The sequence below is a fragment of the Ramlibacter tataouinensis TTB310 genome (assembly GCF_000215705.1).
Taxonomy (GTDB): Bacteria; Pseudomonadota; Gammaproteobacteria; order Burkholderiales; family Burkholderiaceae_C; genus Ramlibacter; species Ramlibacter tataouinensis.
On the sequence record NC_015677.1, the window covers coordinates 106511 to 132802 of the forward strand.

General features: G+C 69.7%; 29 protein-coding genes. 14 read left to right on the top strand and 15 right to left on the bottom strand.

Going from position 1 to position 26292, the window contains the following annotated elements; all coding sequences use genetic code 11:
• Nucleotide 1: 1 nt before the first annotated feature.
• Together RTA_RS21080 and RTA_RS20010 are read right to left on the bottom strand one after the other, a co-directional pair.
• A complete protein-coding gene (locus tag RTA_RS21080; RefSeq protein ID WP_438865676.1) occupies nucleotides 2-814 on the bottom strand; it encodes a RipA family octameric membrane protein in 813 nt (270 codons plus the stop codon).
• A 3-nt stretch (nucleotides 815-817) separates the two neighbouring features.
• Nucleotides 818-1201: a TIR domain-containing protein gene (locus RTA_RS20010; protein WP_081466178.1), complete on the bottom strand. Its 384-nt coding sequence runs from the start codon at nucleotides 1199-1201 to the stop codon at nucleotides 818-820.
• Nucleotides 1202-1341: 140 nt separating this feature from the next.
• Here RTA_RS20010 and RTA_RS00525 point away from each other — a divergent pair, with 140 nt between their 5' ends.
• The 3 genes from RTA_RS00525 (at nucleotide 1342) to RTA_RS00535 (ending at nucleotide 4302) form a co-directional block, all read left to right on the top strand.
• Entirely contained in the window at nucleotides 1342-2244 is a 903-nt protein-coding gene (locus RTA_RS00525) for a LysR family transcriptional regulator (protein WP_041674920.1), read from the top strand.
• Nucleotides 2245-2329: 85 nt separating this feature from the next.
• A complete protein-coding gene (locus RTA_RS00530; RefSeq protein WP_013899406.1) occupies nucleotides 2330-3352 on the top strand; it encodes a Bug family tripartite tricarboxylate transporter substrate binding protein in 1023 nt (340 codons plus the stop codon).
• Nucleotides 3349-4302 (top strand): M14 family metallopeptidase, encoded by a 954-nt coding sequence (locus RTA_RS00535; protein WP_041674921.1) that lies wholly within the window; start codon nucleotides 3349-3351, stop codon nucleotides 4300-4302. Before RTA_RS00530 ends, RTA_RS00535 begins: the two co-directional genes overlap by 4 nt.
• A 14-nt stretch (nucleotides 4303-4316) precedes the next feature.
• Here RTA_RS00535 and RTA_RS00540 read toward each other — a convergent pair whose 3' ends face one another.
• Together RTA_RS00540 and RTA_RS00545 are read right to left on the bottom strand one after the other, a co-directional pair.
• On the bottom strand, nucleotides 4317-4763 hold the full coding sequence (locus RTA_RS00540) for a MarR family winged helix-turn-helix transcriptional regulator (protein ID WP_226986098.1): 447 nt from the start codon (nucleotides 4761-4763) through the stop codon (nucleotides 4317-4319).
• A complete protein-coding gene (locus RTA_RS00545) occupies nucleotides 4760-5299 on the bottom strand; it encodes a flavin reductase family protein (RefSeq protein ID WP_049871187.1) in 540 nt (179 codons plus the stop codon). Before RTA_RS00545 ends, RTA_RS00540 begins: the two co-directional genes overlap by 4 nt.
• Before the next feature lie 82 nt (nucleotides 5300-5381).
• Between RTA_RS00545 and RTA_RS00550 the strand changes: the two genes are divergently transcribed.
• From RTA_RS00550 to RTA_RS00570, 5 genes are all read left to right on the top strand, one after another.
• A complete protein-coding gene (locus RTA_RS00550; protein ID WP_013899410.1) occupies nucleotides 5382-6167 on the top strand; it encodes an alpha/beta fold hydrolase in 786 nt (261 codons plus the stop codon).
• Nucleotides 6168-6246: 79 nt separating this feature from the next.
• On the top strand, nucleotides 6247-6510 hold the full coding sequence (locus tag RTA_RS00555; protein WP_013899411.1) for a hypothetical protein: 264 nt from the start codon (nucleotides 6247-6249) through the stop codon (nucleotides 6508-6510).
• An 84-nt stretch (nucleotides 6511-6594) separates the two neighbouring features.
• Nucleotides 6595-8937 (top strand): xanthine dehydrogenase family protein molybdopterin-binding subunit, encoded by a 2343-nt coding sequence (locus RTA_RS00560; RefSeq protein ID WP_013899412.1) that lies wholly within the window; start codon nucleotides 6595-6597, stop codon nucleotides 8935-8937.
• A gap of 22 nt (nucleotides 8938-8959) precedes the next feature.
• The gene (locus tag RTA_RS00565; RefSeq protein WP_041674922.1) at nucleotides 8960-9358 is read left to right on the top strand and encodes a DUF2784 domain-containing protein; all 399 of its coding nucleotides are present in this window, start codon (nucleotides 8960-8962) and stop codon (nucleotides 9356-9358) included.
• Between the two features lie 97 nt (nucleotides 9359-9455).
• A complete protein-coding gene (locus tag RTA_RS00570; RefSeq protein WP_013899414.1) occupies nucleotides 9456-9833 on the top strand; it encodes an Hsp20/alpha crystallin family protein in 378 nt (125 codons plus the stop codon).
• Here RTA_RS00570 and RTA_RS00575 read toward each other — a convergent pair.
• Nucleotides 9826-11169, bottom strand: coding sequence for a D-amino acid dehydrogenase (locus tag RTA_RS00575; RefSeq protein WP_013899415.1), 1344 nt, complete (start codon nucleotides 11167-11169; stop codon nucleotides 9826-9828). The two genes, RTA_RS00570 and RTA_RS00575, sit on opposite strands and share 8 nt — an antisense overlap.
• Before the next feature lie 110 nt (nucleotides 11170-11279).
• On the opposite strand from RTA_RS00575, the gene RTA_RS00580 reads away from it, so the two are divergent.
• Entirely contained in the window at nucleotides 11280-12191 is a 912-nt protein-coding gene (locus RTA_RS00580; protein ID WP_013899416.1) for a LysR family transcriptional regulator ArgP, read from the top strand.
• Here RTA_RS00580 and RTA_RS20895 read toward each other — a convergent pair.
• Nucleotides 12188-12334 carry a hypothetical protein gene (locus RTA_RS20895; protein WP_013899417.1) on the bottom strand — a complete coding sequence of 49 codons (147 nt, stop codon included), beginning with the start codon at nucleotides 12332-12334 and terminating at the stop codon, nucleotides 12188-12190. The two genes, RTA_RS00580 and RTA_RS20895, sit on opposite strands and share 4 nt — an antisense overlap.
• A 118-nt stretch (nucleotides 12335-12452) precedes the next feature.
• Between RTA_RS20895 and RTA_RS00585 the strand changes: the two genes are divergently transcribed.
• Nucleotides 12453-13076, top strand: a complete 624-nt coding sequence (locus tag RTA_RS00585; protein ID WP_041674923.1) for a TetR/AcrR family transcriptional regulator — start codon at nucleotides 12453-12455, stop codon at nucleotides 13074-13076.
• A gap of 1 nt (nucleotide 13077) precedes the next feature.
• On the opposite strand, the gene RTA_RS00590 is transcribed toward RTA_RS00585, so the two are convergent.
• Genes RTA_RS00590 through RTA_RS00600 form a run of 3 tightly spaced genes read right to left on the bottom strand, consistent with a single transcriptional unit; the run spans nucleotide 13078 to nucleotide 15401 of the window.
• Nucleotides 13078-13500: a universal stress protein gene (locus tag RTA_RS00590; RefSeq protein ID WP_013899419.1), complete on the bottom strand. Its 423-nt coding sequence runs from the start codon at nucleotides 13498-13500 to the stop codon at nucleotides 13078-13080.
• 56 nt (nucleotides 13501-13556) lie between these two features.
• Nucleotides 13557-14387: a metallophosphoesterase gene (locus tag RTA_RS00595; RefSeq protein WP_013899420.1), complete on the bottom strand. Its 831-nt coding sequence runs from the start codon at nucleotides 14385-14387 to the stop codon at nucleotides 13557-13559.
• 45 nt (nucleotides 14388-14432) lie between these two features.
• Nucleotides 14433-15401, bottom strand: a complete 969-nt coding sequence (locus RTA_RS00600) for a LysR family transcriptional regulator (RefSeq protein ID WP_041674924.1) — start codon at nucleotides 15399-15401, stop codon at nucleotides 14433-14435.
• 110 nt (nucleotides 15402-15511) lie between these two features.
• On the opposite strand from RTA_RS00600, the gene RTA_RS00605 reads away from it, so the two are divergent.
• Both RTA_RS00605 and RTA_RS20900 read left to right on the top strand, forming a co-directional pair.
• Nucleotides 15512-15943: a hypothetical protein gene (locus RTA_RS00605; RefSeq protein ID WP_013899422.1), complete on the top strand. Its 432-nt coding sequence runs from the start codon at nucleotides 15512-15514 to the stop codon at nucleotides 15941-15943.
• An 18-nt stretch (nucleotides 15944-15961) separates the two neighbouring features.
• On the top strand, nucleotides 15962-16105 hold the full coding sequence (locus RTA_RS20900; RefSeq protein WP_158307813.1) for a hypothetical protein: 144 nt from the start codon (nucleotides 15962-15964) through the stop codon (nucleotides 16103-16105).
• A 51-nt stretch (nucleotides 16106-16156) separates the two neighbouring features.
• On the opposite strand, the gene RTA_RS00610 is transcribed toward RTA_RS20900, so the two are convergent.
• The 3 genes from RTA_RS00610 to RTA_RS00615 form a co-directional block, all read right to left on the bottom strand.
• Nucleotides 16157-18010 (bottom strand): phosphoenolpyruvate carboxykinase (GTP), encoded by a 1854-nt coding sequence (locus tag RTA_RS00610; protein ID WP_013899423.1) that lies wholly within the window; start codon nucleotides 18008-18010, stop codon nucleotides 16157-16159.
• A gap of 345 nt (nucleotides 18011-18355) precedes the next feature.
• On the bottom strand, nucleotides 18356-18508 hold the full coding sequence (locus RTA_RS21085) for a hypothetical protein (protein ID WP_013899424.1): 153 nt from the start codon (nucleotides 18506-18508) through the stop codon (nucleotides 18356-18358).
• Nucleotides 18509-18572: 64 nt separating this feature from the next.
• Nucleotides 18573-19772 carry a threonine ammonia-lyase gene (locus RTA_RS00615; protein WP_041675831.1) on the bottom strand — a complete coding sequence of 400 codons (1200 nt, stop codon included), beginning with the start codon at nucleotides 19770-19772 and terminating at the stop codon, nucleotides 18573-18575.
• 118 nt (nucleotides 19773-19890) lie between these two features.
• Here RTA_RS00615 and RTA_RS00620 point away from each other — a divergent pair, with 118 nt between their 5' ends.
• The gene (locus RTA_RS00620; RefSeq protein ID WP_013899426.1) at nucleotides 19891-22188 is read left to right on the top strand and encodes an ATP-binding protein; all 2298 of its coding nucleotides are present in this window, start codon (nucleotides 19891-19893) and stop codon (nucleotides 22186-22188) included.
• Nucleotides 22189-22225: 37 nt separating this feature from the next.
• Here RTA_RS00620 and RTA_RS00625 read toward each other — a convergent pair whose 3' ends face one another.
• The 3 genes from RTA_RS00625 to recQ form a co-directional block, all read right to left on the bottom strand.
• On the bottom strand, nucleotides 22226-22870 hold the full coding sequence (locus tag RTA_RS00625; protein WP_013899427.1) for an ATPase: 645 nt from the start codon (nucleotides 22868-22870) through the stop codon (nucleotides 22226-22228).
• An 11-nt stretch (nucleotides 22871-22881) separates the two neighbouring features.
• Nucleotides 22882-23226 (bottom strand): type II toxin-antitoxin system prevent-host-death family antitoxin, encoded by a 345-nt coding sequence (locus tag RTA_RS00630; RefSeq protein ID WP_049871188.1) that lies wholly within the window; start codon nucleotides 23224-23226, stop codon nucleotides 22882-22884.
• Between the two features lie 68 nt (nucleotides 23227-23294).
• Nucleotides 23295-25160 carry a DNA helicase RecQ gene (recQ, locus tag RTA_RS00635; RefSeq protein WP_013899429.1) on the bottom strand — a complete coding sequence of 622 codons (1866 nt, stop codon included), beginning with the start codon at nucleotides 25158-25160 and terminating at the stop codon, nucleotides 23295-23297.
• Between the two features lie 58 nt (nucleotides 25161-25218).
• Here recQ and RTA_RS00640 point away from each other — a divergent pair, with 58 nt between their 5' ends.
• Nucleotides 25219-26265: a homocysteine S-methyltransferase family protein gene (locus tag RTA_RS00640; protein WP_041674925.1), complete on the top strand. Its 1047-nt coding sequence runs from the start codon at nucleotides 25219-25221 to the stop codon at nucleotides 26263-26265.
• Nucleotides 26266-26292: the final 27 nt, after the last annotated feature.

Consider the following 26292-nt stretch of genomic DNA (forward strand, 5'->3'; position numbering starts at 1 on the left):
GCTACGTCAGTTTCACCAACTCAGTATAGACCGCAACCGAAGTCACTAACGTTAGTAGGTGCAGCGCAAGTAGGGCATTGGGCACCCATATCTCTCTTGAAGTGAAGGACCTATAAATCTTTGGGTCTTCACCCCGCCCGAGAGCTTCCCACTCGGCGGCGTATATGGCTGCCCTTAGATGACGCTCTATTGCATTTATCACCTGAAACTTGCCACGATTGAGTTGACCAAACGAAGTAATCAAGCTTCGCCAAGCTCCGCAAAGGATTGCGCCTGTGACGCTAAAGACGGCTATCCCTAGTGCGCCGATCGTATTTCCACCAGAATTTTGAAGAACAAGTCCTGCCCCAGTGAGCAGCGCACCATTCATTGTCAAGAAGAACGTATTGACGCCCTGCCGTCTGCTAACCAGCCCTTCTGAGCTCTGAACCATCACCTTGTATAGGTCGAGGGCTTGCTGAGTTTCGGCAGTGTCTTGCGGTGGTCCGAAGGGAAATAGAACTTCCGTGAATGATGGACGCGAGGCGTTCAGCTTCAATTGCCGCGCGGACTTCCTTATAGCGGCTGTGAAGACTTCGTCCTCCTGCTGGATCGGCTCGGGGAGCAGACCGTACTCGACCAACGACGGGTGATCTTCTCGCCGCTTGAACATCCAAGCTGACCATGCATCATGAACATCGCTTCGAGTTACGAGTTCTCCTTTGGCGCGAGCCAAAACTGCGTAAATCAGAAGCAGCTCCATGGCCCCATCGTCTGGCATGTGACCAGGTGGTATGTGGGACCGTATGGAGGCTGCTATGTCACTTAAGTACATCGGTCACATCCATGTGCCAAGCCACTTCACAATTTGATCGAAGTCCCACCTGATCACGTTTTTGGCTGGTAAGCCTGCTGGGATTGGATGGGTTCGTTCTCTATGGATTTGGATTCCGAACATGTAGTGGTCTTGCCGTATGGTCTCTGCTATTTCCCAAATCACGGCATCAGACTTGTAGGTGGTGGGGCCAATCAGAACGATTGTTCCCCTTGTCATTGCAATGCGTTTGACGCACTCGGTTTTCCACTTCGACTCGAAAGCTTCCTTAACTGAGTAATCATAGAACTCGATGTCGTTCCGCTTGTCCTTCGCTTGCTGCGCTAAAAAGTCGCGGGCCCATTTGTCCTCCATCTCGAAGCTAATGAATGCGCGGGGAGCGGCCATTGAACATCCTTTCAAAAGCAAATAATGGTGCCAGTATCCGCGATCAGACGGCCACGGCCGGCTGTCTGTCGTATCGCCGTGATCAACGACAAGCGGATAGTGCTGTATGCGTTTTCCTCAGGCGTGGCTACCATCTCTTCATGGACCACAAGTGGCTCGAGGACTTCGTTGTGCTCGCCCGCGAGCGCAGCTTCTCGCGTGCCGCCGAGCAGCGGCATGTGACGCAGCCGCAGTTTTCGCGCCGCATCCGCGCGCTGGAGCTGTGGGTTGGTGCCGACCTGATCAACCGCGCCGGCCTGCCGCTGTCGCTCACGCCGGCGGGTGAAGAGCTGCTGCCTGTGGCGCGCCGGGCGCTGGCCGGCCTGGCCGAGTTGCGCGAGCGCATCCGCGGCGCCCAGGCCGGCGGCGACTGGGTCACGCTGGCCACCGGCCGCACCCTGTCGCGCACCGTGGCGCCGGCATGGCTGCAGCGGGTGCAACGCGCGGCGGGCGGCTTTCGTCTGCGCATCCTCACCGGCTCCATCCACGAGGGCGCCACGGCGCTGGAGCAGGGCGCGGCCGACTTCCTGCTTACCTTCTCGCACCCGCGCCTGCCGCTGCTGCTGGACGAGGCGCGCTTCGAGGGCCTGACCGTGGGCACCGACGAACTGGTGGCCGTGAGCGCGCCGCGGCCCGACGGCCGGCCGCTGCACGCACTGCCCGGCACCGAGCGCAGGCCGGTGCTCGTGCTGGGTTATGCGCCCACGCTGGCGCTGCACCAGATCCTGCAGGACGGCTTGGGCCGGCGCGCGCAGGCCGGGCGCGAGTTGCACCTGCGCACCGCCGTGGAGTCTGACTTCGCCGAGTCGCTGCACGAGCAGGCGCTGCAAGGCGTGGGCCTGGCCTGGCTGCCACGTGCGTTGGTGGCGACCGACCTGCAGGCGCGCCGCTTGGTTGCGGCCGAGGACGGGCCCGGCATCGCTTTCGAGATCCGCCTGCTGCGCCCGCGCCAGCCGCGCAACGCGCTGGTGCAAACGGTGTGGACAGCCAGCTCCGCAGGTTGAAGGCATCGCGCATGCCGGCATGCGCGATGCGCATGGCCCGGTCAAGGCGGCTTCCTAGACTGGGCCGCATCGACCGGAGCCCGCCATGACCCCTGCCACCCCGTCTTCACCCTTCCACTCCAACCGCCGTCGTATCACCGCCGGCTTGGCGCTGGCCGCCGCCGGCCTGTGTGCGCCAGCCGCTTTCGCGCAGGCCGCCTGGCCCGCCGGCAAGCCCATCACGCTGGTAGTGGGCTATCCGGCGGGCGGCAGCGTGGACTTGGTCGCGCGCATCGTGGCCGAGCCGCTGTCCAAGCGCCTGGGCACGCCCGTGGTCGTGGAGAACGCGGGCGGTGCCGGTGGCACCATTGGGGCACAGAAGGTGGTCAACGCCGCGCCGGACGGTTATACGCTGCTGCTCGGGTCCGGCAGTGAGGTCTCAATTGCCCGCTTGTTCAACAGCGCCGTGCGTTACGACGGCCAGACCGATCTGGCGCCCATCGGCATGATCGGCGTGACACCCATGGTGTTCGTGGCGGGCCCGTCGGCCGGCGTGAAGACCATCGACGAGGCGCTGGCCAAGTCCAGGCGTGAGCCGAACAAGCTCAGCTTCGCCTCCTCGGGCGTGGGTACGCCGCTGCACATGTCCGGCGAGCTGATCAACGTGCTGGCGGGCACTACCTTCCGCCACGTGCCGTACCGTGGTGCCGCGCAGATGGTGCAGGACCTGCTGGGCGGCCAGCTGGAGTTCAGCGTCTTCGTGCTGTCCTCGGCCCTGCCGCACATCGAGGCCGGCAAGATGACGCCGCTGGGCGTGACCACCGCGAGCCGCTCACGCTCGCTGCCGCAGGTGCCGGCGCTGGGCGAGCACCCGCGCCTGAAGGGCTACGACATGAACGTCTGGTTCGGCCTGTTCGGCCCGGCCAAGCTGCCGCAGCCCATGGTGGCGCGCCTGAACAAGGAACTCAACGCCATCCTGCGCGAGCAGGATGTCTGGCAGAAGCTGCAGAAGGCCGGTGTCAGCAACGAGGGCGGTACGTCCAAGCAGCTGGCCGATTTCATCAGGGCCGAGACGGCGCGGGTGCGCAGCGTGGTGAACCAGGCCGTCAGCACCGGCAAGACGTCGTGAGCCGTAGGTTGGCGCCGCATCAAGTCGAGATCGCGCCGCCCGACCTGTCGGCCTGGGCCGCGTCGCCCGTGGGCGTGCCCTACGTGCACGAGCGCGCCGGCGCGCGGCCGGGCCCCGAGGTGCTGCTCACGGCCCTGGTCCATGGCAACGAGTACAGCGGCGCCATCGTGCTGGACGCCTTCCTGCGCAGCGGCCTTACACCGCACAGCGGCCGCATCACCGCGGCGTTCTGCAATGTCGCAGCCTTCGATCGCTTCGACCCGGGGCGTCCGGACGCCTCGCGCTTCATCGACGAGGACCTCAACCGCGTCTGGGGACCGCGCCTCGACGCGCCGGGCACCAGCTGCGAGCTCCATCGTGCGCGCCAGCTGCGCCCTTTCGTTGAGCGCGCCAGCCACCTGCTGGACTTGCACTCCATGCACGAGCCTGCGCCGCCGCTGCTGGTGACCGGGCTGCTTGCGCGCAACATCGCCTTTGCGCAGGCCCTGCGCAGCGCGCCTCAGGTGGTGGCCGATGCCGGCCACGCGGACGGCGTGCGCATGCGTGACCACGGTGCCTTCGCCGACCCGGCCGGCGACCGTATCGCTTTGCTGCTGGAAGCGGGGCAGCATTGGGAGTGCCGGTCGCTGGCGACTTCGCGCGACGTGCTGATGCGTTTTTTGGTCGCCGTCGGCAGCCTGGCGCGCAGCGATGTGCCGCCAGGCTGGCTGGGCCCGGATGTCGACCCGCCCGCGCCGGTGCGGGTGACCGGGCGGGTCATCGCACGCTCGATGGACTTCAGGTTCGTGCAGGACTTCCGGGGCGGCGAGGTCATCGCCCGCGCCGGCACGGTGATAGCGCACGATGCCGGCGAGCCGGTCGCCACGCCCCATGAGGACTGCGTGCTGGTCATGCCCTCCGTGCGGCAGTTGCGCCCGGGTGTGACCACCGTACGGTTTGGGCGGCGCTGAAAGCACAACGGGCTCTAAAGAGCCACCAGCTTTTCCAGCAGCTGCCGCAGAGTCCGCTTCTCCATCGCGCCCAGCGCCCGCAGGATGCGGGCCTCGTGCTGCTTGGCCTCCTCCACCAGCGGCTTCACCACACGCCGGCCGGCCGCGGTGACGGCGACCAGCGTGCGGCGCTGGTCGGCCGCATCGGCGCGCATCTCCACCCAGCCCTGCTCGGCCATGCGCTGCACCAGCTTGGTCACGGTGGGCTGCTTGGACAGCACCTCGCGCGCCAGCTGGCTCACGGTGAGCGGCTCGCCGTCGTGCAGCGTGGCCAGCACCCGCCACTCGATGGGGCTCAGGCCGGCCGCACGCACGCGCTCGTCGAACTCCTTGTACAGCGCGTGGTTGGCCTGGCCCAGCAAATGGCCCAGGTAGTTGTCCACGAAACGCTCGCTCTGCGCCATGGCCGCACCCCGGCTCACAGCGGATGCTCGGTGTAGAAGCGCCCGCCGTGGAACAGCAGCGGCGGCGCGCCGGGCCGCCAGGTGCAGCGCTCGACCTCGCCGACGAAGATCACGTGGTCGCCCTCGTCGTAGCGGCTGCGGTTGAAGCATTCGAAGGTGGCGGCGGCGCCGGCGATCAGCGGCGCGCCGCACACGCCCGGCGTGGACTCCACGCCGCTCCAGCGGTCGGCGCCGCGCAGCGCGAAGCGCTCGGCCAGCGCCTTCTGGTCGGCCGCCAGCACGTTGATGGCGTAGTGCGTGCCGGTGCGGAAGGTGGCCAGCGAGGCGGCGGCCTGCGACAGGCTCCACAGCACCAGCGGCGGGTCCAGCGAGACCGAGTTGAACGAGTTGGCGGTCAGCCCCACGGGCAGGCCTTCGGCCGTGCGCATGGTGACGATGGTCACGCCGGTGGCGAACATGCCCAGCGCCGCTCGGAATTCCCGCGCGGAAAAGCTGGGCGGCTGGGCCTGGCGCATCGGCATCGTCACAAAGCTGGCGGCTGAGCTGGTTTGCATGAAGTTTCATGTAGTATGAACCGAAACCCGCTCCGCCGGAGCCCGCGCCATGGTCCGTTCGAGCCATGGGGCTTTCCGTGACATGACGATTCCCGCCTTCACCACACTGGGCGCCGGCCCCACCGTGCTGATGCTGCACGGCATCGGCGGCGGCCACCTGGCCTTCGCGCCGCAGGTCGAGACATTGGCGGGCTGCGGCTACCGTGCCGTGGCCTGGGACATGCCGGGCTACGGGCGCAGCGCGCCCATCGAGCCCTACACCTTCAAGGGCCTGGCCGAACGCTGCATCGCATTGATCGAGGCGCTGCGCTGCGGCAGCGTCGCCCTAGTGGGGCACAGCATGGGCGGCATGGTGGCGCAGGAGGTGGTGGCGCGGCGTCCCGAGCTGGTGAACCGGCTGGTGCTGTGCGGCACCTCGCCCGCCTTCGGCAGGCCTGAGGGCGACTGGCAGCGCGAGTTCATCGCCAGCCGCACCGCGCCGCTGGCGGCGGGGCAGGGCATGGCCGAGCTGGCCGCGACGCTGGTGCCGCGGATGGTCGGCCCCGGCGCGCTGCCCGAGGGCGTGCGGCTGGCGCAGCACTGCATGGCGCAGGTGCCGCCGTCCGTCTACCGCCGCGCGCTGGAATGCCTGGTCACCTTCGACCGGCGCGCCAGCCTGGCCGGCATCCACGTGCCCACGCTGCTGGTGGCCGGCGAGCACGACCGCGCCGCGCCGCCGGCGGTCATGAAGAAGATGAGCGGCGCGATCGCCGGCAGCACCTACCACGAGCTGTCCGGCATCGGTCACCTGCAGAACCTGGAAGCGCCGGACGAGTTCGATACCGTGCTGCTGCGTTTCCTGTCGTTGCCGCGGCAGCTGCTGCACTGAGGCGGCGCGGGCTCCGTTCTCCTACACCGGCGGCCGCGGGCCCGCCGTAGATTGGCTGCATCCCTCCAGGAGAGAACGCATGCCCGATCCCAAGGACAACACCAAGCTGAGCGGTGACACCCACCCGCCCGACGTGGAAAGCGACCTGCCGGTGCAGTCCGGCGCGAGCGACCCCCTCGGCGCCGTGGCCCAGCCGCGTGACCGGCCGGGGCAGTACGGCCGCGGGCGCGGCATCCCGAAGGCCGGCGTGCTGACGGAGGGCGGTGGCGACCAGGATGACGCACCCGGCGCCGATGCAGGTGATGGCGGCAGTGGGGGTGACGGCGGCGGCAGCGGCGACTAGTTTCCCGCCGGTCGAGGGCGTGGGTGGCGCGCGGGAGCCCGCGGTCCCGCGCACAATGGGCCTCCTGCTGGAGAGTCATTGAAGATGAGCGACGACACTGCCACCCCCGACCTCGCCACCGCCCGCTTCGGCAGCGGCCGCGCCGTGCCGCGCATCGAGGACGAAGGCCTGCTCAAGGGCCTGGGCCGCTTCACCGACGACCTGCTGCCCGCCGGCACGCTGCGGGTGGTATTCGTGCGCTCGCCCTATCCCCATGCGCGCATCGTCTCGGTCGACACCGCCCAGGCCCGGGCCATGCCCGGCGTGGCCCTGGTGGCCAGCGGCGCCGACCTGGCGCGCGCCGGGGTCAAGCCGCTGCCGGTCAACGGCAACTTCAAGCGCCCGGGCGGCGCGCCCGGCGCCTCGCCTCAGCGGCCCGTGCTGGCGCACGAGCGCGTGCGCTTCGTCGGCGAACCGGTGGCCATCGTGGTGGCGCAGTCGCTGCAGCAGGCGCGCGACGCGGCCGAGGCGGTGGGGGTCGAGTACGAGGAACTGCCGCAGGTGGTGGACGTCAGGCAGGCGGTGGACGGCGGCATCGTGGCGATCTGCGACCAGGCGCCCGACAACATCGCGGCCGAATCGCGCTATGGCGACGCGGCGGCGGCGCAGGCGGCGTTCGCCAAGGCGGCCCATGTGGTCGCGCTGGATGTCGAGAACCAGCGGGTCGTCGCGCTGTCGCTGGAGCCGCGCGCCGTGCTGGCCCAGGTGGCGGAGGACGGGCGCCTGGCCCTGCGCATGAGCACGCAGATGCCCTCGGGCGTGCGCAACGCCATCTGCGACAGCCTGGGCCTGCGGCGCGAGCAGGTGCGCGTGACGGTGGGCGACGTGGGCGGCGGCTTCGGCATGAAGACCGGCGCCTACCCCGAGGACCTGGCCATCGCCTGGGCCGCCTGGCAGCTCAAGCGCCCGCTGAAATGGGCGGCCGACCGCAGCGAGGAGTTCCTGTCCAGCCACCACGGCCGCGACGTGCGCCAGCATGCCGAGCTGGCGCTGGCGGCCGACGGCCGCATCCTGGCGCTGCGGCTGCGCTCGCTGGCCAACGTGGGCGCCTATGCCACCGGCACGGGCACGGCCATCCAGCTGCTGATCGGCCCCTGGGTGCAGACCAGCGTGTACGACATCCCCTGCATCGACTTCCACTTCGGCGCGGTGCTCACCAACACCGCGCCCACCGGTGCCTACCGCGGCGCCGGGCGGCCCGAGGCCATCTATCTGATCGAGCGGCTGATGGACGAGGCCGCGCGCCGCACCGGCATCGACCGCACCCTGCTGCGCCGGCGCAACTTCATCCGGCCGGAGCAGATGCCCTACAAGAACCCCATGGGCCAGACCTACGACGTGGGCCGCTTCGAGCACGTGATGGACCAGGCCCTGCGGCAGGCCGGCTGGGCCGGCTTCGACGTCCGCGCCGCGGCCAGCCGGGTCCGGGGCAAGTGGCGCGGCCTGGGCCTCGCCACCTTCCTGGAGTGGACCGGCGGCAATGCGCTGGAGGAGAGGGTCACCGTCTCGGTGCTGCCCGACGGCGTGATCGAGGTGTTCTCCGCGGTGAACCAGATGGGCCAGGGCATCGCCACCACGCTGGCGCAGCTGGTGGTGGACGTGTTCGGCGTGGACATCGACCAGGTGCGCGTGGTGATGGGCGACACCGACCGCGGCGACGGTTTCGGCAGTGCGGGATCGCGCTCGCTGTTCACCGGCGGCTCGGCGCTGCGTGCCGGTGCCGAGAAGACGTTGGATGCCGCGCGCGAGCTGGCCGCGCGCGAGCTGGAGGCCAGCGCCGCCGACCTGGAGTACGTCGCGGGCCGCTTCAGCGTGCGCGGCACCGACCTGGCCGTCGACCTGTTCGCGCTGGCCGGCAAGCAGCCGCAGCGGCGCATCCACCTGGAGAGCACCACCGCCGTGGCGGGACCGAGCTGGCCCAACGGCTGCCACATCAGCGAGGTGGAGCTGGACCCCGCCACCGGCGAGGTGCAGGTGGTGGCCTACAGCAGCGTCAACGACGTGGGCCGCGTGGTCAACCCCACCATCGTGCGCGGCCAGCTCGAGGGCGGCGCAGTGCAGGGCATCGGCCAGGCGCTGAGCGAGCGGATGGTGTACGACGCCGCGACCGGCCAGCCCATCACCGGCAGCCTGATGGACTACGCCGCGCCGCGCTTCGACGCCGTGCGCTGCGAGTTCGTCACGCGCATGGACGAGTCCACGCCGTGCAGGAACAACCCGCTGGGCGTCAAGGGCGTGGGCGAGCTGGGCACCATCGGCGCCACGCCCTGCGTGGTCAACGCGGTGGCCGATGCGCTGGCCCGCGCCGGCCGGGCCGAGCTGGCGCCGCGGCTGCAGATGCCGCTGAGCCCGGCGCGGGTCTGGGGCCTGCTGCACGAAGCGGACTGAAGACCCCGCCCGCTTGCCAGCGATGCCCTACCTGCTGCTCGCCGACCTGGTGCTGGCGCTGCACGTCGCCGTGGTGCTGTTCGTGGTCGGCGGGCTGGCGGCCATCGTGCTGGGCAATTTGCTGGGCCGGTGGCCGGTGGTCAATACGCTGCGCTTTCGCGTGGCGCACCTGGCTGCCATCGCGATCGTCGTGGCAGAGGCCTGGGCCGGGGTGGTGTGCCCGCTCACCACGCTGGAGATGGCGCTGCGCGCCCGGGCCGGCGCCGCGACCTATGCGGGCGGCTTCGTGCAGCACTGGCTGCAGGGCCTGCTGTACTACGAGCTGCCGGCCTGGGCCTTCACCACGGCCTACACCGTGTTCGGCCTGGCGGTCCTGGCCGCGTGGGCGTGCTGGCCGCCGCGCCGGCGCGCCGCCCCTTGAAAGCGCCGGGCGCCACCGCCATTTTGCGGATACGGTCCGCGGCCACGGTGGCCCGGGCCGGGTTGTCCATGTCCAAGCTTTGTTGAAGGAGGTCTGTATGTTCTTCGCACCCGCTTTGCGCACTGGAGAACTGGCGCGCCAACCCGGCGTTCTGGACTTCGGCCTGGAACGTTTCCTCAACGACACCTACCGCCACCTCGGCCGCGCCGGCTACGAGCTGCAGGAGGATGACAAGTCCTGGCTGCTGGCGATCGATGTGCCCGGCGTGGCCAAGGAGCACCTGGCGGTGCACGTGGAAGGCAACATGGTGAGGATCGAAACCTCGCGCGAGGCCAGCCGCCACTTCAAGGCGGCCTATGAGCTGCCGCAGGAGATCGACGTCGACGCCTGCGAGGCCAAGCTGGAGAACGGCGTGCTGATGCTGCGCCTGGCCAAGCTGCCGCAGGCGCAGGGCCGGCAGGTCCGGATCAGCTGATGGGCGCCCGGGCGGCCGTGCGCGGCCGCCCGCTTTCCTGCGAAGCACCAAAACCGTAGATGCCGAAATCCATCTGCGGCCGCTCGCCGCTGATCAGCTCGGCCAGCGCCTTGCCCGAACCGGCGCCATGGGTCCAGCCCAGCGTGCCGTGGCCGGCGTTGACCCACAGCTTGCCGACCTGGGTGCGGCCGATGTAGGGGATATTGGTGGGCGTGGCCGGGCGCAGGCCGGTCCAATAGCGCGGGTTGCCGCCCTGGTCTTCGCCGCGGGTGTCGCACACGCCCGGCAGCACCGCCTCGATGCGCTCGGCCAGCATGCGGCAGCGCGCCCGCGCGACGGGGGTGTCCAGCCGCGTGTCGAAGCCCGCCAGCTCGATGGTGCCGGCCACCCGCAGCTCGTCGCCCAGGCGGCTCATCGCGCACTTCACCTCGTCGTCGATGGTGCTGACGCTGGGCGCCAGCTCGGGCCGCAGGATGCGGAAGGTCGCGCTGTAGCCCTTGCCGGGGTAGATGGGCAAGTCGACGCCGACGCCGCGCAGCAGCGGGGCGCTGTAGCTGCCGCAGGCCACGACCACCGCATCGGCCTGGATCGAGCGTGCGCCGCCGGTGCTGCGATCGCGCACCCGCACGCCGGTGATCTCGCCGCCGGCCTTCTCCAGCCGCTCGATGTCGTGGCGGTAGAGGAAGCGCGCGCCGCGCGCGGCGGCCCGGTCGGCCAGCTGCTCGGTGAACAGGCGGGCGTCGCCGCTCTCGTCGCTCTCGGTATAGGTGCCGCCGACGATGCGGTGGCCGAAGGAGCGGAAGGCCGGCTCGATGGCCAGCAGCTCCTCGCGGCTGACCACGCGCCGGTCCACGCCGTAGCGGCGCATCAGCTCGGCGGCATGGGCGGCGTCGTCGAAGCCGGCCGGGTCGGTGAAGTAGTGGGCGATGCCGCGCTCCAGCCGCTGGTACCGGATGCCGGTGGCGCGCACCACCTCCTTGAGGGCTGCATGGCTGTAGGCGCCCAGGGCGACCAGCTGGCGCACGTTGCGCTCGAAGGCCTGGTCGTTGCACTGGGCCAGGAACTGCAGGCCCCAGCGCCACTGACGCCAGTCGAGCTGCGGCCGAAACAGCAGCGGCGCGTCGTTGCGGAACATCCACTTGAGCAGCTTGGCCGGCGCATGCCGGTTGGCCCAGGGCTCGCAATAGCTCACCGAGATCTGGGCCGCGTTGGCGAAGCTGGTCTCGCGGGCCGCGGCCGGCTGGCGGTCCACCACGGTCACGTCGTGGCCGCGCTCGATCAGGTGCCAGGCGGTGCTGGTGCCGATGATGCCGGCGCCGAGGACAAGGACGTTCATGGCGCACCAGTGTGTCCCAGCTTGTCCGCAAGCAACAGCCTCATTAAACTGCCAGCCAAAATATCAGCAGACCTTATGCAAGGACAGCCACCGGCGCGGCCGTTTCATTGATGAGCACCTTTGACCCCGATGCCCTGGAGTGCCTGGCCGCGATCGTGGAGGAGGGCGGTTTCGAGCGCGCGGCGCAGCGCCTGTCCATCACGCAGTCGGCGGTGTCACAGCGCCTGCGCGCGCTGGAGGCGCAGATCGGCACCGTGCTGATCGTGCGCAGCCGCCCCCTCAAGCCGACGGCGGCGGGGCAGTTGCTGCTCAAGCACACCAAGCAGCTGCGCCTGCTGCGCGCCGACCTGGAGCGCGACCTCAAGGAGCTGGCGCCCAGCTCCACCGGCAGCGGCCGCGAGGAGGAGCGCATCTCCATCGCCATCAACGCCGACAGCATCGCCACCTGGGCGCTGCCGGCGCTGGACGAGCTGGCGCGCCAGGGCCTGCCGCTGGAGATCATCACCGACGACCAGGACTTCACCCACGAATGGCTGCGCGAAGGCCAGGTGCTGGGCTGCGTCACCACGCTCAAGCAGGCGCTGCGCGGCTGCAAGGTGCTGCCGCTGGGTGCCATGCCTTATGTGCTGGTGGCCAGCCGCGACTTCGCGCGCGAGCACTGCCCGCAGGGGTTGACGCCGCACAACTTCCGCGAGCTGCCCTTCATCGCCTTCAACCGCAAGGACGACATGCAAAGCGAGTTCGTGGCCAAGGCCTTCGGCCTGCGCCGGGTCACGCTCAGCCAGCTGTTCGTGCCCAGTTCGGAAGGCCAGGTGCGCGCCGTGCTGGCGGGCTGGGGCGCCAGCGTGGTGCCCGAGCTGCTGGCCCGGCCGCTGCTGGCCCAGGGCGCGCTGGTCAACCTGGTGCCGCAGCAGCAGCTGCCCATCCAGCTGTACTGGCACTGCTGGAATCTCGAGTCCGAGGTGCTGGACGCCCTGACGGCGGCCCTGGCCCGAGGCGCGGCCGCGCTGGCCGCCGGCTAGGCGCCGCTGCCCAGGCCGCCGCCGAACGCCGAGGGGGCGAAGCTTTCGAGCATGGCGTCCGGCGGCGTCGCCCAGGCGAACAGCAGCGCCAGCAGCGTGGCGGCCAGCCAGGCCAGGGTGGACAGCCAGGGGGTTTTCATCATGGTCTCGAAGTCGTGACAGCGTCGATCCAGTGTCGTTGCAGCTCATTTAGTGGCAAGCCCCGGCTTGTAAAGAGCAGACTTGGGTTTGTTCACAACGGTAACGCGTAGAATTTGCCGGATGAACCCCCGTCCGCTCCCGAGCGCCAAGCCCTCCTTCAAGGAGCAGATGCTGGCTGCCCGCGAGGAAGCCATCGTCCAGAATGTCAACCGGCTGCTGGCGGAAAAGGGCTTCGAGGCCATGACGGTGGACGAGGTGGCGGCCGCCGTGGGCATCGCCAAGGCCAGCCTGTACAAGCACTTCACCAGCAAGGAAGACCTGGCCGCCGCGGCCATGGTGCGGATGCTGCGCCGCGCCCGCCAGTTCCTGGACGCGGTGGATCCCGCCCTGTCGCCTCTGGACAAGCTGCGGGCGGCGGTGCGCTGGACGCTGCAGGTGCAGCTGGAAGGCCAGATGCCGGCGCTGCCCAGCCAGAACTCCAGCCTGCGGGCGGCGCTGATGGCCAACCGCGATTACCTGGACACGCTGATGGAGATCAGCGACGAGCTGGGCGGATGGATCGAGGCGGCCCAGAAGGAGGGCAGCGTCAATCCCAAGCTGCCGGCGCTGGCGGTGCTCTACACGCTGTACGCCCGCGGCTGCGACCCGGTGCTGGGCTTCCTGCAGTCGTCCGGCCAGCACAGCGACGAAGAGATCGTCGAGCTGGTCCTGAGCACCTGTTTCGACGGCCTGAGGAACCGCTAGTTCACCTCACGAGCAGCACCGGCACCTTGGAATGCGCCAGCACGCGGTTGGCGACCGACCCCATCACCAGGCGGCCCAGCGCACCGTGGCCGTGCGAGCCCATGATCACCAGGTCGTAGCCGTTCTGGTCGGCGAAGTCGCCGATGGTCTCGCCCGCCGAACCCGCCTTCCAGGTGCCGCTGGCGCGCAGGCCACGCGAGCTCAGGGCGGCAACGGCGGGTTCCAGCACCTTCTGCGCCTCTTCGCGGTAGTAGTCCTGGGTGGCCTGCGAGCCCACCACCGAGGCCGCATGGTTGGGTAGCGGCGTCTGGGCGTTGAACACGGTGTATTCATGGCTGTTGTCGAACAGCGCACGCTGCGCGGCCACGTAGTCGAGCATCTTGCGGGTGTACTCGCTGCCGTCCACGGCCAAGAGAATCTTCATCGCGACCTCCTTGTGCTTGATCCCCGCAAGCTAGCACGGCGGCAGCGGGTGCGGCGTCAGACAGTGGCGCGACGCTCCCGCTGGGCCAGGTCCAGCAGCAGGCCTTCCCGGAAGCCCTGCTGCTCGCCCTTGGACGCGTAGCCCAGGGTGTTGGCCACCACCCGGCAGCCGCCGGCCACGTAGTCCTGCTGGCAATGCAGATGGCCATGCAGCCACAGCCGCGCCAGGGGCAGCAGCTCATCGAGCGCGTTGCAGAAACCCGCGGTGCCCGGCACCAAGCCATAGCGCGGGTCGGCGCTGCGCAAGCTGGGGGCGAAGTGAGTCACTACCACGGTGGGTCCGTCGAAGGGTGTGGCCAGCGCCGGGCGCAACCACTGCTGGCAGGCCAGGCCCAGCTCGCGCCAGCCCTCGGCCAGCATCGGCTGGCCGTGGCGCGTGGCCGCCGCCTTGGTCAGGTAGAAGTTGGCGGCGCGGAAGGCCTTGTGCCGCTGCTTGAGCTGGCGCACCGTGTCCGGCGCGTCCCGTGCCAGTGCATCGAAATCGGTCCACAGGGTGGTGCCCAGGAACCGCACGCCGCCCAGCACCGCCTGTTCGCGCTCCAGCCAGGTGATGCCCAGGCGTTCGCAGGTCTCGCGCAGCCGCTGGTGCGTGGCATCGAAGTCCAGGTTGTCGTACTCGTGGTTGCCGGGCACGTACAGCACCGGCACCGGCCATCCCCGCCGCGGCGAGAAGCGCTCCAGGCCGAAGTCCTCGCCGGCCAACCGGCTGCCGGGCTGGTAGGAGCCGATGTCGCCGGCCAGCACCAGCGCGTCGGCGCCGGGCGCGGGCCGGGGGTGGTAGTCGGGATGGGCCTCCAGGTGCAGGTCGGACATCAGCTGGATCTTCACGGCACCGATTGTGGGGCGCCAGGCCCGGGGCGGCCTGCCGGGCGCTCAGGCCGGGGCTTGTAGGTCGAACGCCCGCTGGGCCGCCGCCGCCACCGCCAGCCGCAGCCAGGCATGGTCGCTGCGCTGGCCCTGGCGGCGGTGCCACAGCGCGGCCACGTGCACCGGCGGCACGTCGAACGGCAAGTCGCGCACCGCCAGTTCACTGGCCATGCCGGTGACGCCGACGAAGTGCCGCGGCAGCACCGTCAGCAGATCGGACACCGCCACCACCCGGCCCGCGGTGAAGAACTGGTTGACGGTCAGCACCACCCGGCGCGTGCGCCCCAGCGCGGCCAGCGCCTCGTCGATGAAGCCGTAGGGCCGGCCGGAAAAACTCACCAGCAGGTGGTGCGCCAGGCAGAACTGGTCCAGGGTGAGCGCACCGTGCGCCAGCGCATGGCCCTGGCGCATCACGCACACGTATTCCCCGTCGTACAGCCGCTGGTGGTCGAAAGCGGCCATGCCGCCGGCCTGGGCCTGGGCCGTCAGGTCGGCCAGCACCGCCGGGAAGAAGCCGACGGCCAGGTCGATCTGCCCTTCGTCGAGCAATGGGCGGGGGTCGCGCGTGGTCAGCGGCAGCACGCGCATGGACACGCCCGGCGCGTCCTGCTCGATGATGGCGACCAGGCCCGGCATCAGCTCGGCCGCCGTCGCATCGGCCATGGCCAGCATGAAAGTGTTGTTGGCTTGCGACGCCACGAAGTCGCCCGGGACCAGCGAGGCTTCGAGCTGGCGCAGCGCGTCGCCGACGGACGGCCAGAGCGCCAACGCGCGCGGCGTCGGCTCCACGCCGTAGCCTCTGCGCACCACCAGCTTGTCGCCCAGCGCCTCGCGCAGCCGGTTGAGCGCATTGCTGACCGCCGGCTGGGTCATGGACAGGTTGCGCGCGGCCCGGGTGAGGTTGCGCTCGGCCATCACCTGGTCGAATACCCGCAATAAATTCAGGTCCAGGGTGCGGAAGTTGGGTGCTTTCATCACGACTGGTGATGATAAGAATCACCAAACTAAATTGGATAAATATCAGGGCAAACCCTAGTATTGCCCTGTCGCCGGCCTTTCGGGCCGGTATTGAGAAGGGAACCACCATGGCCAGCTTTGTCCAGATCGACCATCCGACCGAACATCCGGGCGTCGTGCGCTTCGAGCGCGCCTTCCAGGCCTTGCGCGAAGGCGCACGCGGCGGCCGCAACGGCGCCAGCCTGCTGCTGGCGGCCATGGTGGCGGCGCTGCTGGTGGTGGCCAACCAGGTGGTGGACACCTGGACCGAGGGCCACCTGCTGGCGGCCTGGATCGTGATGTGGCTGGTGGCCTTTGCCGCCCTGGCCTTGCTGGCCGCGCCGGCCCGGCGTGGCGCCGCGAGCGTCCGCGCCGCTTTGCGCAACTGGCGCGTGGCGCGTCGCCAGGCCGCGGAAGACCGCAAGCTGTGGGACGTGGCCCTGACCGACGCCCGCGTGATGGCCGACATCAGCCGCGCCATGAGCACCGGTGCGGCGCGTGATGTGCGCGCCTACTACTAAGCTGGAGCGCGGCAGAGCATGATGGCCGTCTTTTCGCCGGGGTTCTGGCTGGTCGCCCTGGTCCGGCTGCTGCCAGGGCCGCTGCTGCGGCCGCTGGATGCCTGGTCGCACCGCGTGGCCCGTCGCCGGGCGGCGGCCCGGCGCGGGCAGCCCAGAAAGTAAAAAGCCACCCTCTCGGGTGGCTTTTTTTGGGGCGCTCTTTCCCCCTTCTTCTTAGGCCGCCAGACGTTTCTCGATCTGCGCCTTGGTCTCGCCCAGTTCCTGCGGCAGGTGGTAGGCCAGCTGCTGGAACAGCTCGGCATGCAGCTGCAGCTCCTTCTGCCAGGCGGCCTTGTCGATGCTGGTGACCGAGGCGAACTGCTCGCGGCTGAAATCGAGGCCGGTCCAGTTCAGCTCCTCGTAGGCCGGGCTGACGCCGAACACGTGCTCGGTGCCGGAAGCCTTGCCCTCGATGCGGTCGATCATCCACTTGAGCACGCGCATGTTCTCGCCGTAGCCGGGCCAGACGAACTTGCCGTCCTCGCCCTTGCGGAACCAGTTGGTGGTGTAGATCCTGGGCAGCCGGGCGCCCGAGGCCTCCAGCTTCCTGCCCAATTGCAGCCAGTGCTGGAAGTAGTCGCTCATGTTGTAGCCGGCGAACGGCAGCATGGCGAAGGGGTCGCGGCGCACCACGCCCTGCTGGCCGAACGCCGCGGCGGTGGTCTCCGAGCCCATGGTGGCGGCCATGTACACGCCCTCCACCCAGTTGCGGGCCTCGGTCACCAGCGGCACCGTGGTGGAGCGGCGTCCGCCGAAGATGAAGGCGTCGATCTTCACGCCGCGCGGGTCGTCCCAGGCCCCGTCCAGCGCCGGGTTGTTGATGGCGCCCACGGTGAAACGGGCGTTCGGGTGGGCGGCCTTGGCACCGGTCTCCTTGGCCAGCTGCGGCGTCCAGTCCTTGCCCTGCCAGTCGATGGCATGCGCCGGCGGCTCGCCGTCCATGCCCTCCCACCACACGTCGCCTTCGTCCGTGAGCGCGACGTTGGTGAAGATCACGTCGCGGCCGAGCGACTCCATGCAGTTCGGGTTGGTCTGGAAGTTGGTGCCGGGGGCCACGCCGAAGTAGCCTGCCTCCGGGTTGATGGCGCGCAGCGTGCCGTCGGCCTGGGGCTTGATCCAGGCGATGTCGTCGCCGATGGTGGTGACCTTCCAGCCCTCGAAGCCCTTGGGCGGGATCAGCATGGCGAAGTTGGTCTTGCCGCAGGCCGAGGGGAAGGCCGCGGCCACGTGGTACTTCCTGCCTTCGGGGCTGGTCACGCCCAGGATGAGCATGTGCTCGGCCAGCCAGCCCTCGTCGCGGCCCATGGTGGAGGCGATGCGCAGCGCGAAGCACTTCTTGCCCAGCAGCGCGTTGCCGCCGTAGCCGGAGCCGTACGACCAGATCTCGCGCGTCTCGGGGTAGTGGACGATGTACTTGGTCTTGTTGCAGGGCCAGGCGCTGTCGGGCTGGCCCGGCTCCAGCGGCGCGCCCACGGTGTGCACGCAGGGCACGAAGTCGCCCTCGACGCCCAGCACCTCGTAGACCGCCTTGCCCATGCGGGTCATGATCTTCATGTTGACCGCCACATAGGGGCTGTCGGACAGCTCGATGCCGACATGGGCGATCGGCGAGCCCAGCGGGCCCATGGAGAAAGGCACCACGTACATGGTGCGCCCGCGCATGCAGCCGTCGAACAGGGGCTGCAGCGTGGCGCGCATCTGCGCCGGGTCCATCCAGTTGTTGGTGGGGCCGGCGTCTTCCCTGCGGGCCGAGCAGATGTAGGTGCGGTCCTCGACCCGGGCCACGTCGCTGGGATCGGACCAGGCCAGGTAGGAATTGGGGCGCTTGACCGGGTCCAGGCGCTTGAAGGTGCCCGCATCCACCAGCTGCTGGCACAGGCGGTCGTATTCCTCCTGGCTGCCGTCGCACCAGTAGACGGATTCGGGCTGGCACAGGGCCACCATGTCGGCCACCCACGCGATCAGTTTCGCGTTCTTGACCCAGGCCGGGGTGGCCAGATTGAGCCCCTGCATCACGGGAGAGTTCATGTCCTAAAGCTCCTGAAGTTGAAACCTGATTTCCAAAAGGAGGAGCTCTGGCGAAGGACGAGCGGCACCTTTTGAAAATCGGGCTTGGCTCAGTCGGCGGGCGGGGAGTCGCCGGGTAGGCGACGGATGAGCGTGGAGGGTGTTCCACAGCCCCACAGGTCGGCTGGAGAAGCAATTCTAGGGAAGGTGCCTCGCGCCGGGTTCCGGCTGGGCCGCAATTTGATGCAAAACAGGCATGACGTTATGCATCGCAATTTGCCGCGCTGACACAAACCCATCCGCAAAAGAAAAGGCCCGCGCCCGTCGATGCGGGCTGCGGGCCGGGGTGCGCCGGAAGGCGGAGCTTCAGGCCATGTAGACGGCGATGAAGGCCAGCAGGAACATCAGCACGCCGCCGACCACCGGCAGCACGACGGGCATGGCATGGACGATGGCTTCGACGGCGTCCTGGGGTTGGTCGGGATCGTCGTGGGTGTGGCGCGGTTCGGGGCTGGACATGGTGGTTGGCTTCCTCTGGGTTCTGATGGCGCACGGGCGCGACCGGCCGATTTTACCGGCCCGCTCACTGCCGCTCGGCCTGGAACCCGGCGCGGCGCAGCGCTTCCAGCACGGCCTGGATGTGGTCGGGGCCGCGGGTCTGCAGCACCAGCTCGATCTCGACGTTCTGCGCCGCCAGCATGGTGAAGGCGCGCTGGTGGTGCACCTCGTTGATGTTTCCGCCCGCCTCGGCCACCGTGGCGGTGATGCGGGCCAGCGAGCCGGGCACGTCGCGCGCGCCCACGCGCACCCGCGCCAGCCGGCCGGCGCGCACCATGCCGCGCTCGATGATGGCGGCCAGCAGCAGCGGGTCGATGTTGCCGCCCCCCAGCACCAGGCCGACCTTGCGCCCGCGGAAGCGCCCGGGGTCCTTCAGCAGCGCGGCCAGGCCGGCGGCGCCCGCGCCCTCGACCAGGGTCTTCTCGATCTCCAGCAGCATGACGATGGCCTGCTCGATGTCGCCTTCGTCCACCAGCACGATGTCGTCCACGTGCCGCTCGATGATGGCGCGCGGCACCCGGCCGGGCGTGCCCACCGCGATGCCCTCGGCGATCGTGCTCTGTCCCAGCGGCAGCCCCTGGCCCTTCACCGCGTTGTACATCGTGGGAAAGCGCAGCGTCTGCACGCCCACCATGTCGATGCCGGGCTTGAGGCCCTTGGCCGCCACCGCCATGCCGGCAATCAGGCCACCGCCGCCGATCGCCACCACCAGGCAGTCCAGGTCGGGCACGGCCTGCAGCATCTCCAGGCCGGCGGTCCCCTGGCCGGCGACGATGGCCTCGTCGTCGTAGGGATGCACGAACACCAGGCGCTGCTGCTCGGCCAACACCAGCGCGTGGCCGCGCGCCTCGTCCAGCGTGTCGCCATGCAGCACGACCTCGGCGCCGAAGCTGCGCGTGCGCTCCACCTTCACGCCGGGCGTGAAGCGCGGCATCACGATCACCGCCCGCAGCCCCAGCCTTTGCGCATGGTAGGCCACGCCCTGGGCATGGTTGCCCGCACTCATGGCGATCACGCCGCTCGAGCGTTCCGCCTCGGTCAGCTGCGCCAATTTGTTGCAGGCGCCGCGCTCCTTGAACGAGGCGGTGAACTGCAGGTTCTCGAACTTCAGGAACACCTGCGCGCCCGTCAGCTGCGACAGCGTGCGCGATTCGACGCAGGGCGTCTCGGCGACCTGGCCCTGCAGGCGGGCCGCGGCGGCGTGGATGTCGGCGAGTTCCAGCATGGCGCGCATTGTCCGCGCTCTCCGGCACGAGCCGTAGCGCAATCCCCACAATGAGCGTATTCCATCTAACATCAACCGGCGTTATCGTGAGGTCACGCTTCAGCTGCTGGAGGCTTCGATGGTCAAGCGTTCGGTCGACGTGCAGATCCTTCCCTCACCGGGCCTGAAAGACGCGCCGGTGCTGGACCTGATGTGCTCGCACTTCGTGCTGACCCTGGCCGCCAAGCAGGGCAGCAAGTTCAACGTGCGCCGCGACCTCAACGGCCTGCTGTCGCTGGCCGGCCGCCACCTGGTCTGGCCCGCGCCCACGCTCGCGCGGCTGCGCGAGTTCCTGGGCCGCCGCTGCAAGGACAACGAGTTCTGGCGCGGCCACGAGCGCCTGTCCACGGCCGAGTTCCTGGAGCGGCACGGCGTCTGGCGCGGCCCCTACGAGGAGGGCACGCTGTTCTTCTACCTCGACGAGTACGCCAAGGACCAGCCCAAGGACCTGCTGTCCGTGCTCACCGTCACCGGCGACTGGCTCACCTCGGCGCTGAAGAAGCAGTCCACCCTGGTCGAGAAGAACATCGACGCGCTGTCCGGCCTGCTGCAGCTGAACCAGGCCGAGCGGGCGCTGCTGCTGTACGGCACGCTGGCGCGCTACCAGCGCGACCTGCGCAGCATCCTGGTGGAGTTCAAGGTCAACAACGCGCCCGAGGCCTATGCCGCCATCGCCGAGGTGGCCGGCGTCAACGCCGCCGAGGTCGGCGAGGCGCTGCGCGCCGGCTCGCGGCTGGAGCGCATCGGCCTGGTGGAGAACCTGATCTCCGAGCACAACATCACCGATCTGGCCGACCTGATGAAGGTCAGCGAGAAGCTGCCGCCGGTGCTGATGCGCGAGTACCGCGACCAGAACGAGCTGATGGCCGTGTTCACCCGGCCCTGCGCCAAGAGCGCGCTGTCGGCCGCCGACTTCGCCTTCGTACAGGAGGACGTGCAGGTGCTGTGCGCGCTGCTGCGCAACGCGGTCGCGCGCAAGGAGCCCGGCGTCAACGTGCTGCTGTACGGCCCGCCCGGCACCGGCAAGACCGAGCTGGCCAAGGTGGTCGCGCAGGCTGCCGGCCTGGAGCTGTTCGAGGTGGAGTACGCCGACCGCGACGGCAACTCGCTCAGCGGCCGGGACCGCTACCGCAGCCTGCAGATCGCCCAGGTGTTCCTCAAGGGCAGCGCGCAGGCGGCGCTGCTGTTCGACGAGGTCGAGGACGTGTTCCCGCCCATCTCCAGCGAGGCGGCGCAGCTGATGGCGCGCGCCGAGCAGGTGGTCGCGCCTACCAGCGGCAGCGTCAGCGGCAAGGCCTGGGTCAACCAGATCCTGGAGTCCAACGCCGTGCCCACGCTGTGGGTCACCAACCGCATCGAGCAGATCGACCCGGCCTTCCGCCGGCGCTTCGCCTACCACCTGGAGCTCAAGTCGCCGCCGCCCGGCGCGCGCGAGCAGCTGGTGCGCAAGACGCTGGAGGGCGCGGCAGTCTCGGACGCCTTCGTCGCCAAGCTCACCGAGCGCAAGGGGCTGACGCCAGCGCAGATCCGCACCGCCGTGCGCTTCGCCGGCCTGGCGCAGACCGACGCGGCCGGCACGGAGGCGCTGATCGAGCGCCAGCTGCGCAACGCCGACCAGGCCCTGGGCAACCGCAGCGCGGCGGCCGAGCGGCCCAGCGTGACCACCTACGACCTGGGCATGCTCAACGTGGAGACGCGCTTTCCGATCCCCCGCATCGTCGACGCGCTCAAGGCGCGCGGCCACGGCACGCTGTGCTTCTATGGCGCGCCCGGCACCGGCAAGACGGCGCTGGCCGAGCACATCGCCCGCAGCCTGGACAAGCCGCTGCTGGTCAAGCAGGCCAGCGACCTCATGAGCAAGTTCGTCGGCGAGACCGAGCAGAACATGGCCGCCATGTTCCGCGAGGCCGAGGCCGAGAAGGCCGTGCTGCTGCTGGACGAGGCCGATTCCTTCCTGCAGGACCGGCGCGGCGCCCAGCGCAGCTACGAGGTGACCGAGGTCAACGAGATGCTGCAGGGCATGGAACGCTACGCCGGCATCTTCGTGTGCACCACCAACCTGCTGGACCGCATCGACCAGGCGGCGCTGCGGCGCTTCACCTTCAAGATCCGCTTCAAGCCGCTGCTGGGGGCGCAGCGCGAACGGATGTTCGTCACCGAGGCGCTGGCCGGCGACGCGTCGCGGCTCACGCCGGAGATCGCCGCCCGGCTGGCCCGGCTGGAGCAGCTGTGCCCGGGCGACTTCGCGGCCGTCAAGCGCCAGGTGCACATCCTGGCCACCGAGTTCAGCCCCGAGGAATTCCTGGACCAGCTGGAGGCCGAGCACCGCATCAAGCCCGAGGTGCGCGAGGCCCGCAACATCGGCTTCCTGCAGTAGCTTTCTGTTCCCGGACCGGCAGGCGAACCTGCAGCCCTCATGCCGGCGCGGACAGGCTCAGTGCAGCTTCCAGCACGGGCCGCGCCCATGGCGGCGTGGCCTGCAGCGACGGCAGGTCATCGGCGGCAGGCCACAGCAGCCGCCCCTGATGCCAGTGCGCCAGCAGCCGCGGCTCGGGCACGGCTTCGCCGGGCGCCACCGTGGCGCTGTTGTCGTACAGCTGCAGCGCCGCCAGGTGGGGCAGCAGGGCGATCAGGTTCTCCAGCGCGGCGGGGTAGCGCTCGCGGATCTTGGGCTCGGGGATGTCGTGCCCGCCCGCAGCGACGCGCGCCTTGACCCGCGCGATGTGCGCCTCGGGCGAGGGCAGGCCGCAGAACCACACCAGCACGTCATGCGTGCGTGCGGCCTCGCGGATGGCCGCGGGCATGCTGCGCCCGGCCAGGGTGGTTTCAAACGCGTGGCTGTGCCCCTGCCGCACCGCTTCCTGCAGCCGGCGCATGCCTTCCTGCCACGCCAATCCATTGGCATGGGTCATGTCGCAGGCCGTCAGCTCGGCCAGCTCGCGTGCAAACGTATCGGGGTTGAACCAGGCCAGGCCGGCGCGCGTGAGCAGGTGGCCGCCGACCGAACTCTTGCCGGCGCCATTGACGCCGGCCAGCACGTACAGGACCGGCCGCGGCATCGGCCGTCACCTCAGTGGCTGGCGCCCGCCCGCACTTTTCCGTCCAGGCTGGGCGGCTGCGCCATCACGTCGCGAAGCCGCTCGCCGGCATCGGCCTGGGCCAGCGCGGCCAGCCTTCGGTCGAAGCGCTCGCGCAAGGCGTCCAGGGCGACGTCGTCACGGGCCTGGGCCCGCTCGATGGCCTGCACCAGCGCGTCGTACTCGCCGATGGACAGCACCACGGCCTCCGGCTGGCTGTGATTGGTGACCAGCACCTTGCCTTCGCGCCCCACGGTGCGCATCAGGCCGCGCCAGCCCAGGCGTTTGACGTCGGACGCGGGGGTCTGGGGGAGTTCGGCAAGCGCGGCAGTGGCCATGGATGAGTTCTGGAAAGTAAGCGCTGGGGGAAATATACCCTTTTTGGCCCATTTGGTATCGCACGGCGTCAAGTTCCCGCCGGCGCCTGTGCCACCACCCGCAACACCTCGCTGCCGTAGGCCTCCAGCTTCTTGGCGCCGATCCCGCTGATGCCCTGCAGGTCCTCCAGGCTGCGCGGCGCCTGGGCCGCGATGGCCGCCAGGGTGGCGTCGTGGAAGATGACGTAGGCTGGCAGGTTGTGCGCCCGCGCCACCTCGCCGCGCCAGGCCTTCAGCGCCGTGAAGCGCGCCTGGCCGGCGTCGGTGAGGCCGGCGGCCACAGCCGGCGGGGCGGAGCGGCTGCCCGCCGCGGCGCGGCGCCGGCCGCCGGAGGGCGCTGCCACGGTTTCGCGCAGCATCACGGCCTGCTCGCCCTTGAGGACCGCGCGCGAGCCCTCGGTCAGCTGCAGCGTGTTGAAGGCCTGCGCGTCCACCGCCAGCGCGCCGGTGGCGATCAGCTGGCGCAGCACCCCGCGCAGCTGCGCCTCGCTGAAATCGGCGCCCAGGCCGAAGGTGCTGACCCGGTCGTGGCCGAACTGCTTGACCTTCTCGGTGGCCTTGCCGCGCAGGATGTCCATGATGTGGCCCGCGCCGAAGCTGATGCCGCTGGCCTGCTGCACCCGGTAGATGGTGGACAGCAGCTTGCGCGCGGCGTCGGTGCCGTCCCAGACCTGGGGCGGCGAGACGCAGTTGTCGCAGTTGCCGCAGGGCCGGCTGTCCTCGCCGAAATAGCCCAGCAGCCGCACCCGCCGGCAGTCGGTGGCCTCGGCCAGCGCCAGCAGCGCGTCCAGCTTGCCGCGCATCACCTGCTTGAAGTCCTCGCCGGCCGGGCTCTCGTCGATCATGCGGCGCTGGTTCACCACGTCCTGCAGCCCGTAGGCCATCCAGGCGGCGGCGGGCAGGCCGTCGCGGCCGGCCCGCCCGGTCTCCTGGTAGTAGCCCTCGATGTTCTTGGGCATGTCCAGGTGGGCGACGAAGCGCACGTCGGGCTTGTCGATGCCCATGCCGAAGGCGATGGTGGCCACCATCACGATGCCGTCCTCGCGCAGGAAGCGGTCCTGGTGGCGCTGGCGCACCTCGGTGTCCAGGCCGGCGTGGTAGGGCAGGGCGGTGAGGCCCTGCCCGCTGAGGGTCTGCGCCGTCTCCTCCACGCGCTTGCGCGACTGGCAGTAGACGATGCCGGCCTCGCCGGCGTGCTCGCCTTCGATGAAGCGCAGCAGCTGCAGCGTCGGGTCCTTCTTCTCGACGATGGTGTAGGAGATGTTGGGCCGGTCGAAGCTGCTGACGAACTCGCGGGCATCCTCCAGCTGCAGCCGCTCGACGATGTCGGCCCGGGTCAGCGCGTCGGCCGTGGCCGTGAGCGCGATGCGCGGCACGCCGGCGAAGCGCTCGTGCAGCACGGTGAGCGCCCGGTACTCGGGCCGGAAGTCGTGGCCCCACTGGCTGACGCAGTGCGCCTCGTCGATGGCGAACAGCGCCAGTTGGCCGCGCTGGTGCAGCGAATCGAGCTGCGCCAGGAAGCGCGGCGTCGTGACCCGCTCGGGCGCGGCGTACAGCAGCGTGACCTCGCCGCGCAGCAGGCGCTTTTCCACCCCCGCGGCTTCCTCGCCGCTGAGCGTGGAATTGAGGAACGCCGCCTCCACCCCGGCCTCGTGCAGCGCGCCCACCTGGTCGTGCATCAGCGCGATCAGCGGCGACACGACCACCGTGATGCCGTGGCCGGCCCGCTGGCGGGCGATCGCCGGCACCTGGTAGCACAGCGACTTGCCCCCGCCGGTGGGCATGAGCACCAGCGCGTCGCCGCCGGCGATGACGTGCTCGACGATGGCCGCCTGCGGGCCGCGGAACTGCTCGTAGCCGAAGACTTCGCGGAGGATGGAAAGCGGGGCTTGCAAGATGGTCGGATTGTCGCCTGCCGCCCATGCAACGGCTTGTTCCTACAATCCGACGACCATGCAACCCATCGCCTACACCCGTGGCCAGGCCCTGCCCGGCCTGCTCGAACAGCGCATCGTCATCCTCGACGGGGCGATGGGCACCATGATCCAGCGCTTCCGGTTAACCGAAGAGCAGGTGCGCGGCGAGCGCTTCAAGGACCACGGCAAGGACCTGAAGAACAACGGCGAGCTGCTGTCCATCACGCGGCCCGACGTGATCCGCGACATCCACGAGGGCTTTCTCGCGGCCGGCGCCGACATCATCGAGACCAACACCTTCGGCGCGACCTCCATCGCCCAGGACGACTACGAGCTCGGCCCGCTGGCGCGCGAGCTGAACCTGGCCTCGGCGCGCGTGGCCCGCGCGGCGGCCGACAAGTTCTCCACCCCCGACAAGCCGCGCTTCGTCGCCGGCGCCCTGGGCCCCACGCCCAGGACCGCCAGCATCAGCCCGGACGTGAACGACCCCGGCGCGCGCAACGTCGATTTCGAGCAGCTGCGCGCGGCCTACTACGAGCAGGTGCAGGCGCTGGTCGAGGGCGGCGTCGACCTGCTGCTGGTGGAAACCATCTTCGACACGCTCAATGCCAAGGCGGCGCTGTTCGCGATCGATGAGTTCTTCGAGGCTTCGGGCGAGCGCCTGCCGCTGATCATCAGCGGCACGGTGACGGATGCCTCGGGCCGCATCCTCAGCGGCCAGACCGTCACTGCCTTCTGGTACAGCGTGCGCCACGCCCAGCCGCTGGCCATCGGGCTGAACTGCGCCCTGGGCGCGGCGCTGATGCGCCCCTACATCCAGGAGCTGAACCGGGCTGCGCCCGACACCTTCATCAGCTGCTATCCCAATGCCGGCCTGCCCAACCCCATGAGCGAGACCGGCTTCGACGAAACGCCCGAGGTGACCTCGCGCCTGCTGCACGAGTTCGCCGCCCAGGGGCTGGTCAACATCGTGGGCGGCTGCTGCGGCACCACCCCCGAGCACATAGGCGCGATCCGGCAGGCGGTGGCGCCCGAGAAGGCGCGCAGCCTGCGGCGGGATTTCTTCTACAAGGAAGCGGCCTGAGCTGCTGCAGCTGCACCGGCCGGGGCG

Coding starts and splice junctions, on each gene's coding strand:
- RTA_RS00615 (WP_041675831.1), bottom strand. CDS start 19,772: ATGCTGGAACTCGCCGACATCCACGCCGCCGCGGCCCGCCTGCAGGGC.
- RTA_RS00625 (WP_013899427.1), bottom strand. CDS start 22,870: ATGCCGCGGCCGGTCCTGTACGTGCTGGCCGGCGTCAATGGCGCCGGC.
- RTA_RS20010 (WP_081466178.1), bottom strand. CDS start 1,201: ATGGCCGCTCCCCGCGCATTCATTAGCTTCGAGATGGAGGACAAATGG.
- RTA_RS00570 (WP_013899414.1), top strand. CDS start 9,456: ATGTTCTTCGCACCCGCTTTGCGCACTGGAGAACTGGCGCGCCAACCC.
- RTA_RS00600 (WP_041674924.1), bottom strand. CDS start 15,401: ATGAAAGCACCCAACTTCCGCACCCTGGACCTGAATTTATTGCGGGTA.
- RTA_RS00545 (WP_049871187.1), bottom strand. CDS start 5,299: ATGCAAACCAGCTCAGCCGCCAGCTTTGTGACGATGCCGATGCGCCAG.
- RTA_RS00555 (WP_013899411.1), top strand. CDS start 6,247: ATGCCCGATCCCAAGGACAACACCAAGCTGAGCGGTGACACCCACCCG.
- RTA_RS00530 (WP_013899406.1), top strand. CDS start 2,330: ATGACCCCTGCCACCCCGTCTTCACCCTTCCACTCCAACCGCCGTCGT.
- RTA_RS00525 (WP_041674920.1), top strand. CDS start 1,342: ATGGACCACAAGTGGCTCGAGGACTTCGTTGTGCTCGCCCGCGAGCGC.
- RTA_RS00550 (WP_013899410.1), top strand. CDS start 5,382: ATGACGATTCCCGCCTTCACCACACTGGGCGCCGGCCCCACCGTGCTG.
- RTA_RS20900 (WP_158307813.1), top strand. CDS start 15,962: ATGATGGCCGTCTTTTCGCCGGGGTTCTGGCTGGTCGCCCTGGTCCGG.
- RTA_RS00580 (WP_013899416.1), top strand. CDS start 11,280: ATGAGCACCTTTGACCCCGATGCCCTGGAGTGCCTGGCCGCGATCGTG.
- RTA_RS00640 (WP_041674925.1), top strand. CDS start 25,219: ATGCAACCCATCGCCTACACCCGTGGCCAGGCCCTGCCCGGCCTGCTC.
- RTA_RS00565 (WP_041674922.1), top strand. CDS start 8,960: ATGCCCTACCTGCTGCTCGCCGACCTGGTGCTGGCGCTGCACGTCGCC.
- RTA_RS00630 (WP_049871188.1), bottom strand. CDS start 23,226: ATGGCCACTGCCGCGCTTGCCGAACTCCCCCAGACCCCCGCGTCCGAC.
- RTA_RS00610 (WP_013899423.1), bottom strand. CDS start 18,010: ATGAACTCTCCCGTGATGCAGGGGCTCAATCTGGCCACCCCGGCCTGG.
- RTA_RS21080 (WP_438865676.1), bottom strand. CDS start 814: ATGTACTTAAGTGACATAGCAGCCTCCATACGGTCCCACATACCACCT.
- RTA_RS00590 (WP_013899419.1), bottom strand. CDS start 13,500: ATGAAGATTCTCTTGGCCGTGGACGGCAGCGAGTACACCCGCAAGATG.
- RTA_RS00575 (WP_013899415.1), bottom strand. CDS start 11,169: ATGAACGTCCTTGTCCTCGGCGCCGGCATCATCGGCACCAGCACCGCC.
- RTA_RS00620 (WP_013899426.1), top strand. CDS start 19,891: ATGGTCAAGCGTTCGGTCGACGTGCAGATCCTTCCCTCACCGGGCCTG.
- RTA_RS00605 (WP_013899422.1), top strand. CDS start 15,512: ATGGCCAGCTTTGTCCAGATCGACCATCCGACCGAACATCCGGGCGTC.
- RTA_RS21085 (WP_013899424.1), bottom strand. CDS start 18,508: ATGTCCAGCCCCGAACCGCGCCACACCCACGACGATCCCGACCAACCC.
- RTA_RS00585 (WP_041674923.1), top strand. CDS start 12,453: ATGAACCCCCGTCCGCTCCCGAGCGCCAAGCCCTCCTTCAAGGAGCAG.
- RTA_RS20895 (WP_013899417.1), bottom strand. CDS start 12,334: ATGATGAAAACCCCCTGGCTGTCCACCCTGGCCTGGCTGGCCGCCACG.
- RTA_RS00560 (WP_013899412.1), top strand. CDS start 6,595: ATGAGCGACGACACTGCCACCCCCGACCTCGCCACCGCCCGCTTCGGC.